This window comes from Maritalea sp. S77 (assembly GCF_049801075.1).
GTDB lineage: Bacteria > Pseudomonadota > Alphaproteobacteria > Rhizobiales > Devosiaceae > Maritalea.
Window position 1 is genome coordinate 704820 of the sequence record NZ_JBNAGG010000001.1, and the last position, 15492, is coordinate 720311.

14 protein-coding genes are annotated in these 15492 nt (G+C 51.4%); 4 read left to right on the forward strand and 10 right to left on the reverse strand.

All coding sequences use genetic code 11. From position 1 onward, the window contains the following. Positions 1–102: 102 nt before the first annotated feature. The 4 genes from ACP15Y_RS03250 (at position 103) to ACP15Y_RS03265 (ending at position 4045) form a co-directional block, all read left to right on the forward strand. Positions 103–1179: a TRAP transporter substrate-binding protein gene (locus tag ACP15Y_RS03250; RefSeq protein ID WP_424981565.1), complete on the forward strand. Its 1077-nt coding sequence runs from the start codon at positions 103–105 to the stop codon at positions 1177–1179. A gap of 71 nt (positions 1180–1250) precedes the next feature. Continuing rightward, on the forward strand, positions 1251–1871 hold the full coding sequence (locus tag ACP15Y_RS03255) for a TRAP transporter small permease subunit (RefSeq protein ID WP_424981566.1): 621 nt from the start codon (positions 1251–1253) through the stop codon (positions 1869–1871). Further along, entirely contained in the window at positions 1861–3228 is a 1368-nt protein-coding gene (locus ACP15Y_RS03260; protein WP_424981567.1) for a TRAP transporter large permease, read from the forward strand. Before ACP15Y_RS03255 ends, ACP15Y_RS03260 begins: the two co-directional genes overlap by 11 nt. Before the next feature lie 10 nt (positions 3229–3238). After that, the gene (locus ACP15Y_RS03265) at positions 3239–4045 is read left to right on the forward strand and encodes a 3-hydroxybutyrate dehydrogenase (protein ID WP_424981568.1); all 807 of its coding nucleotides are present in this window, start codon (positions 3239–3241) and stop codon (positions 4043–4045) included. 110 nt (positions 4046–4155) lie between these two features. Here the strand turns inward: ACP15Y_RS03265 and ACP15Y_RS03270 are convergent, their stop codons facing one another. From ACP15Y_RS03270 to ACP15Y_RS03315, 10 genes are all read right to left on the reverse strand, one after another. After that, positions 4156–5499: an NAD(P)/FAD-dependent oxidoreductase gene (locus ACP15Y_RS03270; protein WP_424981569.1), complete on the reverse strand. Its 1344-nt coding sequence runs from the start codon at positions 5497–5499 to the stop codon at positions 4156–4158. A 25-nt stretch (positions 5500–5524) separates the two neighbouring features. After that, positions 5525–6982, reverse strand: a complete 1458-nt coding sequence (locus tag ACP15Y_RS03275) for an NAD-dependent succinate-semialdehyde dehydrogenase (RefSeq protein ID WP_424981570.1) — start codon at positions 6980–6982, stop codon at positions 5525–5527. Beyond that, positions 6979–8256, reverse strand: a complete 1278-nt coding sequence (locus tag ACP15Y_RS03280; RefSeq protein WP_424982453.1) for a 4-aminobutyrate--2-oxoglutarate transaminase — start codon at positions 8254–8256, stop codon at positions 6979–6981. The genes ACP15Y_RS03275 and ACP15Y_RS03280 overlap by 4 nt, the downstream gene beginning before the upstream one ends. Before the next feature lie 42 nt (positions 8257–8298). Then, positions 8299–9309, reverse strand: a complete 1011-nt coding sequence (locus ACP15Y_RS03285) for an ABC transporter permease (RefSeq protein ID WP_424981571.1) — start codon at positions 9307–9309, stop codon at positions 8299–8301. Further along, positions 9306–10814 (reverse strand): sugar ABC transporter ATP-binding protein, encoded by a 1509-nt coding sequence (locus ACP15Y_RS03290; RefSeq protein ID WP_424981572.1) that lies wholly within the window; start codon positions 10812–10814, stop codon positions 9306–9308. Before ACP15Y_RS03290 ends, ACP15Y_RS03285 begins: the two co-directional genes overlap by 4 nt. A 62-nt stretch (positions 10815–10876) precedes the next feature. Next, positions 10877–11950, reverse strand: a complete 1074-nt coding sequence (gene torT, locus ACP15Y_RS03295; RefSeq protein WP_424981573.1) for a TMAO reductase system periplasmic protein TorT — start codon at positions 11948–11950, stop codon at positions 10877–10879. A 69-nt stretch (positions 11951–12019) separates the two neighbouring features. Next, positions 12020–12991: a biotin-dependent carboxyltransferase family protein gene (locus tag ACP15Y_RS03300; protein WP_424981574.1), complete on the reverse strand. Its 972-nt coding sequence runs from the start codon at positions 12989–12991 to the stop codon at positions 12020–12022. Next, positions 12981–13856, reverse strand: a complete 876-nt coding sequence (locus ACP15Y_RS03305) for a 5-oxoprolinase subunit B family protein (RefSeq protein ID WP_424981575.1) — start codon at positions 13854–13856, stop codon at positions 12981–12983. The genes ACP15Y_RS03300 and ACP15Y_RS03305 overlap by 11 nt, the downstream gene beginning before the upstream one ends. An 11-nt stretch (positions 13857–13867) precedes the next feature. Beyond that, positions 13868–15238: an acetyl-CoA carboxylase biotin carboxylase subunit gene (locus ACP15Y_RS03310; protein ID WP_424981576.1), complete on the reverse strand. Its 1371-nt coding sequence runs from the start codon at positions 15236–15238 to the stop codon at positions 13868–13870. Further along, positions 15239–15475, reverse strand: coding sequence for an acetyl-CoA carboxylase (locus tag ACP15Y_RS03315; protein ID WP_424981577.1), 237 nt, complete (start codon positions 15473–15475; stop codon positions 15239–15241). Between the last annotated feature and the right edge of the window lie 17 nt (positions 15476–15492).

A 15492-nucleotide genomic window follows, 5' to 3' on the forward strand; every position in this document is an offset into this window, starting at 1 on the left:
CTCCCCACCCTTCTTTGGCACGATGATTGCAACGCTTGAATGGAACCCGGCCATGACGTGGAGGACGTCATCGCCAGACAATGTCCATCAAGGGAGGAATTTATGGCATTGAATAAAGTGAAATCGTTGGGCCGCAAACTGGTGGCACCAGCGTGTATGGCCGTTGCGTTGTCCAGCGCATTATCGTCAGGGTACGCAGGCGAACAAGTTCGTTGGCGCGTTCCCGTTGCGTTTGGCACCCACTTGCCCGCCTTGGGCGATAACATCAATTATGTGGCGGAAACTTTGGATGCGGCCACATCGGGCGAAGTCCAATTTAAAGTATTTGAACCGGGCAAGCTGGTCTCACCTCTCTCGATCACGGAAGCAGTGAGAGATGGCAAGATGCAGGCCGGTTACACCTGGTTGGGTTATGATCAGGGTCGCATTCCCTCTGCCCCTCTGCTCGCCGCCCGTCCATTTGGCATGGAGCCTTGGGAATATACTGCATGGTGGTACGAAGGTGGCGGCAAAGCACTTGCGGAAGCTGTGTATGCCGAACACGAGGTACACCCAATTTTGTGCGGCATTATTGGGCCAGAAACGGCAGGTTGGTTCCGCAATGAAATCAAGTCACTTGACGATATTGAGGGTTTGAAAATCCGCTTTGCTGGCATTGGCGGCAAAGTGCTTCAAAAGCTCGGCGCATCGGTCACCGTTTTGCCCGGCGGCGAGATTTTCCCCGCACTTGAAAAAGGTGCGATTGATGCCACTGAGTTTTCAATGCCCGCCATTGATCAACTGCTTGGCTTCGACAAAATCATCAAAAATAACTATTTCCCAGGGTGGCACCAGACATACACTGCTTTCCATTTGGTGGTGAATAGCAAGCTTTGGGAGAGCCTGCCAGAAGACCGCAAAGCGCTGATGAATATGGCGTGTACTGCTGGGGTTATGCGAAACATCTCCAAAGGTGAAGCCATTCAAGGCGCAGTTATTGCCGGATTTGCCGACAAAGGCGTTACGGCCCATAAATTGCCGATGCCTCTCTTGCGCGAACTTCAAGCGATTACCAATGAAGTCCTAGAAGAAGAAGCCACTAAAGATGCTCATTTCAAGGCGATCTACGAATCCCAAGAAGCGTTCTCTGAAGAGTATAGAAACTGGAAAAGCTTGGCCTATCTGCCACGTGATTTTTAGTCACTGACGGTCTCAACACGTCAAATCTTTAAGTGAATTGGGAGGTCTGCTCCGTAAAGGGCAGAAGATTCATGACAACAAAACTTAATTTAGAGCCGTCAGAAGAAGTGTCCGAAGCACCAAACCTGGCCTATATTGAGCAGCTGCCAACCACGGCTATTTCCAGACCAGTTGATCGCGCCTTGCGCGCGATCGGCCATGGTATTAGCTGGATTTGGCTCTTGCTGTTGGCCACCATCGTCATCAATGTTGTGTCGCGCTATGCGTTCGGCAAAGGGCGGATCGAATTTGAAGAGCTACAATGGCATTTCTATGCCATTGGCTTCATGATTGGCCTGTCATACTGCCTCACAACTGATGATCACATCCGTGTGGATGTGGTGGCCGAGTTGTTGTCCAACAAGGCAAAAGCTTGGATTGAAACAGTTGGCTTAAGCCTTTTGTTGATCCCCTTCATCGCCTTTGTGCTGGTCTATGCCATCCCCTTTTTTACTTATTCATTTGCCACAAATGAGACCTCAGGGTCACCGGGCGGCTTGCCTGCCCGGTGGGCTATTAAGTCGGTTTTGATCATCGGCTTCGCTTTGTTGCTGTTGGCTGCGGTGTCACGTCTAACACGCACAATCGCCTTTTTGCGACTCAAGACCCCAAACAGTGCGGAACCAATCGGAGGCGACAACCATGCCAATTAATGAGATTTTCTGCATTGCGATGTTTGCGAGCTTTATACTGCTCTTATTCACCGGGTTTCCAGTCGCATGGATTTTGGGCGGCGTTGCGGTCATTTTCACAGCGCTCGGCTGGGCGTTGGCAAATCATACCGACATGTTTGCCAACAGCTTCTATTATGTAGATTGGAGCTACAGTTCCGCCACTGTGGATCGCATTTGGGATGTGATGCACAATTGGGTTCTGGTTGCGCTGCCCATGTTCGTCTTTATGGGGCTTATGCTCGATCGTTCGGGCCTTGCGCAGAAATTATTGACCGATTTTGCAAAACTGTTTGGCCGAGTGCGAGGTGGCTTGGCGGTAACCGTTGCACTGATTGGCATTTTATTGGCGGCCTCAACGGGCATTATTGGCGCATCTGTGGTGCTGCTTTCCGTGCTGGGCTTGCCAGTGATGATGCGGGCAAATTATTCGAAAAGCTTTGCCTCCGGCGTGGTCTGCTCAGTCGGCACTTTGGGCATCTTGATCCCGCCATCCATCATGTTGGTGTTGATGGCAGACCGGCTGGCAATTTCAGTAGGCGACCTTTTTCTCGGCGCCTTGATCCCAGGTGTGTTGTTGGGCGCAATTTATATTGTCTACATCCTCATCGTGGCCAATCTTTCGCCCACGGCAGCGCCCGCCCCCAAGGAAGTTGAACCGATCAATCCGAAATTGATCCTCAACGTATCTCTCGCTGTTTTGCCGCCTGCGGGGCTCATCTTAGCCGTTTTGGGCTCAATCTTCATGGGCATCGCCACACCGACTGAGGCTTCCGGTGTGGGGGCGTTTGGCGCACTCTTATTGGCCTTATTCGCTGGCAAACTGAACTTCGATGTTCTTAAAGACGTTTGCCGAGAAACCACCAAAACCACAGCGTTTATCTTCGCCATTTTCATCGGGGCAACCGCATTCTCACTTGTGTTTCGTGGATTTGGTGGTGACGAGTTAATTGAGGGTGCCTTGTTGGGTCTACCGTTCGGGCCAACTGGTATTGTGATCACAATTTTGGCCTTCACCTTCTTGCTCGGCTTCTTTCTAGATTGGATTGAAATCACCCTCATCATCTTGCCGCTTGTTGGCCCGGTGGTCGCAGGTCTCGGATTTGATCTCGTTTGGTTTACAGTTTTATTTGCCGTTTGTTTGCAAACGTCATTTCTCACCCCACCCGTTGGTTTCGCCTTATTTTATCTCAAAGGCACGGCTCCCGAAGGCGTCACCGTGCGCCATATTTATCAAGGCGTGTTGCCCTTTATTGGGCTGCAGGTTTTGGGCCTTGTCCTCGTGTTTATCTTTAAAGATCTGGTGACGTGGTTGCCCAGCATCGCTTATTCGAATTAAGGGGCGCCTCATGAATTCAATGAAAAATCGCATAGATAATTTAGATGGCAGGCGCGCACTGGTGACTGGCGGCACCAGCGGCATTGGACTTGGCATTTGCCAACGTCTCCACGCACTTGGCGTACATGTTATAGCCAACAGCCATGAGGCTCCTGACGAACCCCTGCCCAATTTGCATGCAGGAGATATATGCGGGCGCAGCATCGACTTTGTTCAAGCTGACATGTCTGATCGCGCCAAAATTGAGGGTGCCGTGCTTGAAATCGAGCAAAAATTCGGGCCGATTGATATTCTGGTGAATAATGTGGGGGTGCAACATGTCGCCCCGATCACAGAGTTCCCACCTGAGGCTTGGCAGCAAATTCTTGACATCAATCTTTCGTCTGCATTTCATCTGACCAAACTCACCCTGCCCCACATGAAAGCGCAAAAATGGGGACGGATCATAAATGTCGCCTCTGCTCACGGGCTTGTGGCTTCATCCTATAAATCTGCCTATGTGGTCGCTAAACACGGGTTGTTGGGCCTAACTAAGGTTACCGCCCTAGAACACGCGCAAGATGGGATCACGTGCAACGCCATCTGTCCCGGCTATGTCTGGACACCTCTGGTCGAACATCAATTGGAAGATCAGTGTAAAGTTCATGGTTTAAGTCGACAGGATGTCATCGAGAACATCATGCTACAGCCGCAGCCCACAAAACGCTTTGTCGAAGTCGAAGAAATCGCGGAATTGGCAGCCTTTCTGTGCGGTGACCTGGCCAAATCAATCACGGGTGCCTCATTGGCAGTAGATGGCGGCTGGACCGCAAAATGATGCAAAGCAGGCCAGTATTTTCAGCATTTTATAAATAGCGCGATCTTGCCAAAAACTGACCGCCAGTGTGTACCATACCCTATTCAAATGCGTCTTTGCGTCGGTCGCGCTCAATGAAGCTTCAATTGCGGGCGCACGCGGCGCATTGCAACGGAAAGAACTGTTCTTATCAGCGCCCGCGCGTGCCCCTGCACGGCCGCTTCGTGCTGATAGTGTAGGTATTTATAGGCGCGTCTTGCTAGCCAGCCCTTTATTGTGAATGTGCCTAAGGCTCTTCCCATTAAAGATCCGATTGCTGTGCTCGAGCTTAATGCGACCAATGATCCATGATCTTTGTAGGTAAAATCTTTAAGTGGTCGATTTGACAGCACGTTTTGGATCTGTGTGTTCAAAAACTCGGCTTGCTGAAAGGCGACTTGTGCTCTGGGTGGAAGGGGCTGACCTTTTTCTGCCCATTCGCAGTCTGCGGCATCGCCCATCACAAAAATATGGTCCTGATTTGTGGCCTGCAAGGTGGGTCGAACTTTCAAGCGGCCCAGACTTCCAATTTCCAAATCAACGGCTGTTGCAAGTGCTTTGTTGCTCAATATGCCTGCCGCCCACACAATGATCTCGGCTTTCAGATCTTCGCCATCGGCGAGTTTGATCGATTTATCGGACACGGAGGCAACCCGCGTGTTGAGGCGAACATCAATGTTTAGGGAGTTAAGTTCGTGCAGCACATTCTGTGAAAGCGCTTTGGGCAATGCGGCCACCAGCCGGTCAGCCGCCTCGATCACAGTTATGCCGACAGACTCCGGAATTTGGAGCAAATCGATGCCATTGCGCCCCAGCTGTTCAGTTGCCTCACGCAATTCTGCTGCCAGCTCGACACCAGTTGCACCACCGCCAACGATAGCGATGCGGACCTTTTCATCACCAACATGAAGCGCGCCTGTTTCCATCCGCAGACAAAGGTTCAATATTTCTGATTGCAGACGCTTGGCTTCTGTGGGCGTGTCGAGGAACAGACAATGCTCCGACACCCCAGGTGTGCCGAAGTCGTTTGAACGACTGCCAATTGCAAGGACCAGTACATCATATAGCAAAGCTCTAGCGGGCGACAATTCAATGTTTTGCTCATTTAACACCGGATCAAGCATCACTTGTCGGTCTTGATAATTTATGCCTGCAAAACGGCCTAAGCGAAATTTATACCCGTTTCGATTGGAATGCTCTAGGAAGCTAATTTCCTCATCCGGCCCCTTTGTGCCAGCGGAAAATTCATGCAGCGAAGGCTTCCAAATATGCGACAAGTTTTCATCAACAAGCGTGACATCGGCCTTGCCTTTTCGACCAAGCGAACGACTAAGGCGTGTGACCAGATTTAGGCCGCCGGCACCACCACCAACAACAACGATTTTCGGCAGAGCTTCATTCATTTCGAAATCCAATGCTTGCTTGGTGGTGGTCATTTTCTTTTATGCCATCTCGTTGCCGTCAACTAATCTCGCCAAAGCACATATATTTGATTTCGAGATAATCATCGGTGCCATATTTTGACCCTTCGCGCCCTAAGCCAGATTGCTTAATGCCACCAAAAGGCGCAACTTCCGTTGAAATCAGACCCGTATTGATTCCCACCATGCCTGTTTCCAGTTTTTCGGCCACCCGCCAAATGCGCGATACATCACGGGCATAAAAATAACCTGCAAGGCCAAATTCGCTATCATTGGCAAGTTGCACCACTTCCACTTCGGTTTCGAACTTAAACAGGGGCGCAATTGGGCCGAATGTTTCTTCCTCTGCCACCAGCATGTCATTGTTCATATCGGTCAACACGGTTGGTTCGAAGAATGTCCCGCCCTGTGCGTGACGTTTGCCGCCCACGGCAGTTGAAGCCCCTTTCGACAGCGCATCAGCAATGTGGCTTTCGACTTTTTCAAGCGCGGCTTCATTGATCAGCGGGCCGATATTGGCGTCGCCGGAAAAACCATCACCAACGGCAAACTCACCCACACGCTTCGCCAAACGTTCGGCAAATTGATCATAGACGCCCGCCTGCACATAAAGGCGGTTGGCGCAAACGCAGGTTTGTCCGCTGTTCCTGAACTTTGCGATCAACGCCCCTTCAACAGCGGCATCAATATCCGCGTCATCAAAAACGATAAAGGGTGCGTTCCCTCCAAGTTCAAGCGACATTTTTTTGATGGTTGGTGCGCATTGCTCCATCAAAATTTTGCCAACGCGGGTTGAGCCCGTAAAGGTGATTTTGGCCACCTTTGGGTTGGCACACAGTTCTTTCCCAACAGCGGAAGAATTGGAGCTGGGGATGACATTAAACACGCCTTTGGGAATGCCCGCCCGCTCGGCCAACACTGCCATGGCCAATGCCGAAAGCGGGGTCAGTTCAGCTGGTCGCGCCACGAATGTACAGCCCACAGCCAAGGCCGGTGCCACTTTTCGCGCGATCATGGCATTCGGAAAGTTCCAAGGCGTGATGGAGCCGACAACGCCGACAGGTTGCTTCAGCACCACAATGCGCTTATCCGCTTGATGTCCGGGGATCACGTCGCCATAAACCCGCTTTGCTTCCTCTGCAAACCATTCAATGAACGACGCGCCATAAAGAATTTCGCCACGCGCTTCCGCATAGGGTTTGCCCATTTCGGCGGTCAGGATGGTGGCGAGATCATCCGCATTTTCCACCATCAGATCATGCCAATCGCGCAGGATTTTGCTGCGTTCCTTCCCTGTTTTTGCCGCCCATTCAGTTTTTGCAGCATAGGCGCACTCAATCGCACGCTTTACATCGTCAACGTTCGAGTCACTAACAGACGCGATCTTTTGATTGGTGGACGGGTTAAAAACGTCAAATTGCTCGTTAGATTGCTGCCATTCGCCATTCACATAGGTGCGCGTTTCCAGCAGTGATTTATCTTTTAATTCCAACATCATACCTCTCTCGCGGCTTGAATAGACTCTTCCAAGATGTCCAATGCTTCTGCAAAAATCTCATCTTCAATGGTGAGTGGCGCAAGGAAACGGATAACATTGCCGTAAACGCCACAGCTCAACAGGATGAGGTTGCGTTTCAACGCTTCTTGCCGCACGCGGTTGGTCATTTCTGGATTTGGCGCTTTGCCATCTGGCGTGTTGAACTCAGCCGCCACCATAAATCCGGGGCCGCGCACGTCGATTATTTCCGGCGTATTTTGTCGAATGGCTTCAAGCCGTTGCTTTAGCTTAGAGCCGAGTTGATTGGCCCGTGCGCACAATTGCTCTTCTTCGATCACGTCCAGTACCGCATGAGCTGCCGCGATGCCAAGTGGATTGCCACCATATGTGCCCCCAAGGCCACCCGGCCCCGCTGCGTCCATAATGTCGGCACGTCCGCATACGCCTGCCAACGGCAGACCACCTGCTAAGCCCTTAGCCATCGTCGTCAGGTCCGCCGCCACGCCATAGGCTTCCATAGCGAACAAATTACCCGTGCGTGCGAACCCTGTTTGAATTTCATCCGCAATCAGCACGATGCCATGTTCATCGCAAAGCGCGCGCATTTCGCGCACCAACTCGCTTGGCGCAGGGTAAAAGCCGCCTTCCCCTTGCACCGGTTCAAAGATGATCGCCGCAACGCGCTTCGGGTCCAGATCGGCTTTAAAAAGCTTTTCAAGCGCATCTAGTGATTGACGGGTTGAAACCCCATGCACATCAATTGGAAATGGCACATGATATACGTCTGGCATCATGGCCCCAAAGCCCTGCTTATAAGGTGCAACCTTGCCCGTTAAGCTCATCCCCATAAAGGTCCGGCCATGAAACCCGCCTCCAAAAGCAATCACGGCAGGTCGCCCTGTGTAAGCGCGCGCAACCTTGATGGCGTTTTCTACCGCTTCAGCCCCTGTGGTCACGAAAACAGTTTTCTTGTCGAAATCACCAGGCACCAAATTGTTCAACCGCTCAGCTAGGCTGATATAGTTTTCATAAGGCAGCACTTGGTGGCAGGTATGGGTAAACGCATCCAGCTGCTTGGTCACCGCTGCCTTCACTTTCGGATGGTTATGACCCGTATTGACCACGGCAATCCCTGCCGCAAAGTCGATATAGCGTTGTCCTTCCACATCCCAAACTTCAGCATTTAATGCCCGTTCGGCGTAAATCTGGGTTTGCATGCCCACCCCGCGCGAAATCGCTGTTTCGCGACGTGCGCTGATTTCTGTATTTAACATCATGAAATTCCTATATTTCGGGCCGTTGCACCCGTATTTCGCTTATTTCCCGCTCAAAACCATGCGATAGCGGATTTGGTCAAAAATCACCGCCAGCACCAATAGGATGCCGAGCAACACCATCTGCATGTATGAGCTGACTTGTGCCAAATTCATGCCGTTTTGCACCAGCACAATGAAGAAGGCACCGAGCACAACGCTTTCCACGCGCCCTATGCCACCACGAAGCGACACCCCGGCGATCACACAGGCGGCGATGGATTCAAGGGCCATTGTTCCCCCCAAATTAGCTTCGCCAGATTCTACCCGTGCGGTCAGCAAAAGTCCCGTTATGCCAGCAATGAAAGCGCAAATCACATAGGCGGAGATAAGCGTTCTATTTGTATTGATTGCAGATAGACGCGCGGCTTTGATGTTGCCGCCCACTGCATAGAGTTGCGTTCCATATGACATGCGGGACATGAGGAACCACATGCACACAATGCAGATGAGCGCGATCACCACAGGCACTGGAACACCGAATAATCGGCCAAAGCCAAACACATCTGCAAATTCAAATGGCAGATTGGAAACAGGAATCCCACCTGTCAAAAACAGTGCCAAACCTGCGGTTACAGAGGAAACACCTAAAGTCATGATAAAGGGTGACACTTCAAATTTGGCAACGCCTACGCCGTTGACCAAGCCGACTAACATGGCGACTAACATGCCAGAACCAATGCCGAAGAACACACCAAACCAGATCAAATCTGGGAACATGGAAATGAACCACACCATGCCGAGTGCTGACACCACAGAGCTGAGTGCGATGGTTGTGCCAACTGACAGGTCAAAGCCGCCAGAAATCAGCACCATCATTTGCCCAAGGGACACCAGCACCAAATAGACTGATTGTCGTGCCACATTGATCAGATTTTGTCCGGTCAAAAACCGATTGGACAAAATTGAAAAGAGAATGACCGCAATTACGAGGAAGAAAGGCAAGATGCCGACCTTCAAAAACAATGCCCGCAGCGGACTTAAAAGATTGGTTTTCTTTGCTTGAGTTGTCATGCGTCCACTCCGCTTTCATCGAAGAAATATTTCAGCACTTTGTCTTCGGTGCAGTCTTTTGCGTCTAAAAGTGCGGTTAGTTTTCCGTGTGCCATCACCAACAGTCGGTGCGAAAGGTTCATCACCTCTGGCAAGTCTGATGACACAATGATCACAGCCTTACCGCTTTCAGCGAGGGCTTGAATAAGGCGATAAAGTGCGGCTCGTGTACCAATGTCCACGCCGACGGTCGGCTCATCAAAAATGTAGATATCTGCCTGCTGCGCGAAACATTTGCCAAACAGCACCTTTTGTTGATTGCCGCCAGAAAGTTGAGAAACAGGCTTCGTGCGGTAAGAGCTATTGAGCTCAACACGGGAGGTAATATCATCAACTTCGTTTTTGACATTGGCCCAGCGCACCAATCCTGCTTTTGCTTGGTTGTCGCCCAGCATCACCAAGTTGACGGCCAAATTTTCATCGGACGTTTTCAGCAGGTCTAAGCCCTCTGTTTTCCGATCTGGCGATAAATAATGTATACCTTGGCGAATAATTTGTTGGGTAGTGTCATGGGAAATATCTTTGCCATGAAACATGACTTTGCCTGCATCTAGAGACGCCAGCCCCATCAAGGCACGCACAAGGCGTGATTTACCTGAACCAACGAGTCCAGCAATGCCAAGCACTTCGCCGCGCCGCACGTCAAAGGAAGCATCGTTCACACCGAACGTGCTGAGGTTTTTAGCCTTCAATATGGTTTCGCCCGGCTCATGTTGAATTGTTGGATAAATCTCTGAGATCTTACGGCCTGTCATCATTTCGATCAGGGCCGAGTCATCTGTTTCCGCCATTGCGACTTCGCCAACTTTTGCGCCATCGCGCAAAACAGTCACGCGGTCAGCAATGCGTGCAAATTCCTGAATACGGTGTGAGATATAGACAATGCCAACGCCCTTATGTTTCAACCGCTCAATGAAGTCGAACAGGTGGTCCACTTCCTTGTCTGTCAAAGATGCTGTTGGTTCGTCCAAAATGAGGACGGCAATGTCAGCATGAAACGCTTTTGTGATCTCCACCATCTGTTGTTGGGCGCGTGAAAGGTGCGCAACAATTTGATCTGGATTCATATCGAACCCAAGTTCAGCCAGCATTTCGCGTGATCTTTTGCGCATTTCTGCTTTGTTGAGAAATGGTCCTTTTTTCGGCTCCCAACCTAGAAAGATGTTTTGAGCTACACTTAAAGTCGGGATGAGAGAGAATTCTTGAAACACTGTGTAGATGCCCGCGCGTTGCGCAGCAGAAACATCATCAAACTCAACCTCTTGCCCCTTGACCAAGATTTGTCCTGCGGTGGGCTGCGTGGCACCCGCAAGCATAGAGATCAGGGTTGATTTACCAGCACCGTTTTCGCCAAACAGGACGTGTACTTCGCCCTCTCTCAGGTCAAAATCCACCTCGTTAAGCGCGATAATACCCGGATATTGTTTGGTTAGGCCCTTCACGGCCAATAGATTTGAATGATCCACAATACCAGCCTCAAAAGATGGGCTGAGCTTTGTGCCCAGCCCAAGTTGGGGGTTAAGAAGGTTTATTCAACGCTGAATACAGGTTCAAAGCCTTCGGGAGGGAGAATGTTCGCACGCGGGATGTCGTCGATATTGTCTGGATCGACCACGAAGATTTTTGGCCCGACATGCTTGTTGAACTCTTTGCCTTCAAGAATGCGCACGGCTTGGTCCATAGCTATGCGGCCCTGAATAACCATGCTGTCGGCTGGCGCTGCCAAAATGAAGCCGCGTTTGATGCCAGTGTAGACACCTGGTGTCATGTAGAAGGCCAAAAGGTCCACTTTGCCTTGCAAGCCACGTTCGCGGATAACGCCCTGAGCTGCTTCTGCCGTTACGGCTGTGCCAGCGAGATAACGTACATCTGGATCAGCTTGCAAAACATCTTCTACAAGTTTCAATTGAGCTTCTTTGCCCGTATCGCCATAACGCGGTTCAAGCACTTGAACGGCAGAGCCTTTAACAGCTTCCATAAAGCCAACATTTGCGGCTTCCACCCAAGCAGCACCTGCTGGGCCGGGGAACCAACCCACTTTTACAGGGTCTGTGCCAGCCGGATGTTTGGCGGCCAGATAAGCGCCAGTTTCATATCCCATGGTGCGGAATGAAACGAGAGCTTTGGCGGAAATGTCGTTGGAGGTCACACCGTTGACGACATCAATAACGGGTACGCCCATGCCTGAAATCTCGGCGATCAAATTGTTCAAGCCGTCGCCGGAAATCGCGCCGATCACAACGGCATTGGCACCACCAACAACGCAGTCCTCGATTTGGTTCAGCTGGGTGTTTAGTTCGGTGTAACCACCAGCTTCAACCAAGTTCATTTTGACGCCCAAGCGTCTTGCTTCATCCACAACGCCATAGTTCACGCCCAGCCAATAGGCATCTTTAAGGTGCGGGAATGACACGCAGATGTTCCAAGGATTTTCTGCTTTTTCAAGTGGCGTATAAACAATCGGGCTAATTTCGCCTTGTGGCGAAAAGGCCGGAGTGGTTTCTTCCGCATCGTAAGGATACCATGCGTCTTGCGCGGTGGCTGTGCCGCACATCAACGCCGCTGCCCCCAATATTCCAAGTGTTTTTAGGGTGAGTTTCATCGTTCTGACCTCCTCCGTCAGTTCATAAATTCAGTGCAGTAAACTGCGTTTGGGTTGGGTATCAGGCTCTTAGTCGAGCTCTTGTCGTATCGCGTTCAGCATGTCCTGCCGTTGCTTGCGCGCGGCTTTGGCCGCCGCTAAATCCACACGAACAAATTTCACTGGGGTGTTGGGTTGCAGTTGCCCAATGAAATCCATGTCGGCAGAAATGACCGCACCGAGGGTGAAATACCCACCGCCAGAAACAGCGTCTCGATGCAAAACAATAGGTTCCGTGCCGCCGGGCACCTGAATGGAACCATAGGAATAGCAACCATCAACGATGTTTGATGGATCAGCGCCAGCGCCGAAAGGCTGTTCGCGCTCTACGAACTCAAGCGGACGCCCGCCTTTAAACCGATATCCCATCCGGTCTGCTTCCGGCGCGACTTGCCATTCATCTTCGAAGAATTGACGACCAGACTCTTCCGTAATCCGATGCCAATAAAGGCCCGGCAAAACCCGCAACTCTGCTGGATTTGAGGGAGCACGCCGCAGCTCAGGTGCAATGGTGCGTCCCGCCCCTGCGCCTAGTTTGCCACCTGTCGGCAAATTGTCGCCTGCCTGAACGGCCCTTCCGTCAATGCCACCCAAAGCGCCAATGGGGTATGTTGATCGGCTGCCCAACGCTTCTGGCGTTGTGATGCCACCGCTTACCGCGATGTAAATGCGTGCGCCCGATTTAAGAAAACCAAAGGCGAGTTTTTGACCCTTTTTAACCTCGAAGGAGGTCCAACCTTCTATTGGTTCTCCATCCAGCGTGATTGGAAGATCAGCGCCTGTGACGGCAACCGTCATGTTCGCGCCAAATTCGATTTGGGGGCCCATGAACACAGCTTCTAAGCAAGCCGCGCCTTCATCATTGCCTACCAGCATATTCGCCGCGCGCAGTGCAAATCTATCCATCGCGCCGCCAATGGGAATGCCCAGATGGAAATAGCCCGGACGACCAAGGTCTTGAATGGAGGTGGCTAAGCCTGGATTGATGATATTAAGCGTCATTTAGGGCCTCCAACAAGTTTGCGTTTGTGCCAGACATATCGGCATTGAATTCGTCCAAATCGAAAACAACTTCAGCAATTTTCGGGACATAGGTGCCGTTTTCTACCGCTTCCAAAGTCGCGTCATATTCAGCGCGATCGATTGGCTTCCATTTCACAATGTCGCCGGGCTTAAAGAACACCATGAAGTCCTTCAAATGCGCCACAGTTTGGGTGGGGTCATAAATTGGCATTGGCGTCACGCCGAACATTTGATAACCGCCAGCGCCACGCACGGAATAGATGCAAGAGAAGCAGCCGCCATAGCCCACTGTTTGTTTGGGTGTATCGGTCCGTGGGCGCACATATTTGGGCACCTCAATTTGCTTCTCGCGCTCTACCAATTGATAGAGGAACGGCAGTCCAGAAACGAAACCAACCATCGACACAAACCAAGGTTGCGAATGGTGTGCCTCAATGAACTCGTCGACACTATCAAAGCCGTTGATCCGCGCTGCATATTCCAAATCAGTACCGCTTGGGTCCTGATGCCGCTCTCTAAACCGCATCAAGGTTTCGTGCGTCCATGGGTCTTTGTAAAAAACCGGAATCTCAACAATGCGCGTGGTGAGCCTCTTTTCCGCGCCCTCTGATTTATGTTCCAGATCCTTGATCCGGGCCATGATATCTTCTGGCTCGATGACATCTGGGTCAAAGCGTACTTGGAACGAAGCGTTTGCCGGGCAAATTTCGGTAACACCCGGAATGTTGGCTTCGCGCACCGCATTGCTCATGGAGAGCGATTTAAAGAACGCGTCGAGCGACATCTCATCGTCAATTTCGACATAGATGTGTTCGTCCCCGCCATGGGTATATCTTGTTTTCATGTCCACCTCCCTCAACTTGCACTCTTTTGCAGATTTCCAGCTTCAAGCCACGGTTCCAACCATTGGGTATGGAAATCGCCTGAGGCCACATTCACATCTGCGGCGAGTGCCTTGTGCAGTCCTGCGGTTGTTTTTAGTCCGCCGACTTCAAGTTGGTTCAACGCTGTGCGCAGTTTGGCAATTGCATCTGCTCGATCTTTTCCGTGCACGATCAATTTGCCGATCAAGGAGTCGTAATATGGTGGGATTTGATATCCCTCATACATAAAGTGATCGACGCGTATTCCCTCGCCGTGCGGCAGTTTCAATTCGCCCACCTTGCCGGGGAACGGCATGAACTGCATAAAGGGGTCTTCGGCATTCAGGCGCACTTCAATCGCGTGCCCATTTCTTTTGATTTGATCTTGGGTCACGCTCAGCTTTTCGCCGCCGCATACGCGGATCATTTCTTGCACCAAATCGAAATCGGTGATCATTTCGGTCACCGGATGCTCCACCTGAATTCGCGTGTTCATTTCAATGAAAAAGAACTCATTAGTGTTGGCATCATAAAGATATTCCAATGTGCCTGCGCCTCGATATTTCACCAATTTGGCAAGGGCGACGGCCGAATTGCACAGATCTTCGCGCGTTTGCTCATCCAAGCAAAAGGCACCCGCTTCTTCCCATACTTTTTGGCGACGCCGTTGCAGCGAACATTCACGTTCAAAAAAGTGCACCGCATTTTCACCATCACCAACGATCTGCACTTCGATGTGCCGTGGTGCGCGAATTGCGCGCTCAACATATAGGCCACCATCTCCGAATGCTGCTTCTGCCTCTTGCTGGGCTTGGGGCGCCAGCTTTTTGAGTTCCTCTGCGTCGTCGGCAATGCGGATGCCGCGGCCACCGCCGCCAGCGGCAGCTTTCACCATCACCGGGAAGCCCACTTCCTCTGCGATTTCGACAGCCTCTTGTACGGAGTCCACTCGGCCTTTCGAGCCAGGCACCACTGGCACACCAGCTGCCATAGCTGCTTGCCGCGCGGCCACCTTATCCCCCATGCGGTCAATCGTATCCGCATCCGGACCAACAAATGCCATGCCAGCGTCTTCAATCGCCCGCGCAAAAGCTGCGCTTTCGGATAAGAAGCCATAGCCGGGATGCACGCCATCGGCAGATTTCTCAATCGCGGCGGCAACCATTTTGTCGACTGACAGATAGGATTCCGACGCTTTTGCCGGTCCAACGCAGATGGATTCATCCGCCAGTTTTACAGCCAGCATGTCGCTGTCCGCTTCGGAATAGGCTTGAATGGTGGTGATGCCGAGTTGCTTTGCGGCGCGGATAATCCGCACTGCGATTTCCCCTCGGTTGGCGATAAATAGCCGCTTGATGGTCATTTATGCCTCCAATACCGCGAGCGCTTGCCCAGCCGTTACCGGTGCAGCATCGCCTGCACTATAGGCGGCAAATTTTCCAGCAACCTCAGCTTTGACCTCGATGAACGTTTTCATCACCTCAATCAAACCGACGGTATCGCCAACCGCCACATCATCTCCTGCGGATTTAAATGGTGGCTCTTCTGGCGAAGGCTTGTGATAAAAGGTGCCAGGTAGTGGTGATAAAATGTCTGCCATGATTTTCCTCCCCAAGA

What these genes read in the sequence shown, in the direction of transcription:
- ACP15Y_RS03265 (WP_424981568.1), top strand. Translation starts at nt 3,239, where the DNA reads ATGAATTCAATGAAAAATCGCATAGATAATTTAGATGGCAGGCGCGCA.
- ACP15Y_RS03280 (WP_424982453.1), bottom strand. Translation starts at nt 8,256, where the DNA reads ATGTTAAATACAGAAATCAGCGCACGTCGCGAAACAGCGATTTCGCGC.
- ACP15Y_RS03270 (WP_424981569.1), bottom strand. Translation starts at nt 5,499, where the DNA reads ATGACCACCACCAAGCAAGCATTGGATTTCGAAATGAATGAAGCTCTG.
- ACP15Y_RS03260 (WP_424981567.1), top strand. Translation starts at nt 1,861, where the DNA reads ATGCCAATTAATGAGATTTTCTGCATTGCGATGTTTGCGAGCTTTATA.
- ACP15Y_RS03285 (WP_424981571.1), bottom strand. Translation starts at nt 9,309, where the DNA reads ATGACAACTCAAGCAAAGAAAACCAATCTTTTAAGTCCGCTGCGGGCA.
- ACP15Y_RS03305 (WP_424981575.1), bottom strand. Translation starts at nt 13,856, where the DNA reads ATGAAAACAAGATATACCCATGGCGGGGACGAACACATCTATGTCGAA.
- ACP15Y_RS03315 (WP_424981577.1), bottom strand. Translation starts at nt 15,475, where the DNA reads ATGGCAGACATTTTATCACCACTACCTGGCACCTTTTATCACAAGCCT.
- ACP15Y_RS03250 (WP_424981565.1), top strand. Translation starts at nt 103, where the DNA reads ATGGCATTGAATAAAGTGAAATCGTTGGGCCGCAAACTGGTGGCACCA.
- torT (WP_424981573.1), bottom strand. Translation starts at nt 11,950, where the DNA reads ATGAAACTCACCCTAAAAACACTTGGAATATTGGGGGCAGCGGCGTTG.
- ACP15Y_RS03310 (WP_424981576.1), bottom strand. Translation starts at nt 15,238, where the DNA reads ATGACCATCAAGCGGCTATTTATCGCCAACCGAGGGGAAATCGCAGTG.
- ACP15Y_RS03300 (WP_424981574.1), bottom strand. Translation starts at nt 12,991, where the DNA reads ATGACGCTTAATATCATCAATCCAGGCTTAGCCACCTCCATTCAAGAC.
- ACP15Y_RS03255 (WP_424981566.1), top strand. Translation starts at nt 1,251, where the DNA reads ATGACAACAAAACTTAATTTAGAGCCGTCAGAAGAAGTGTCCGAAGCA.
- ACP15Y_RS03275 (WP_424981570.1), bottom strand. Translation starts at nt 6,982, where the DNA reads ATGATGTTGGAATTAAAAGATAAATCACTGCTGGAAACGCGCACCTAT.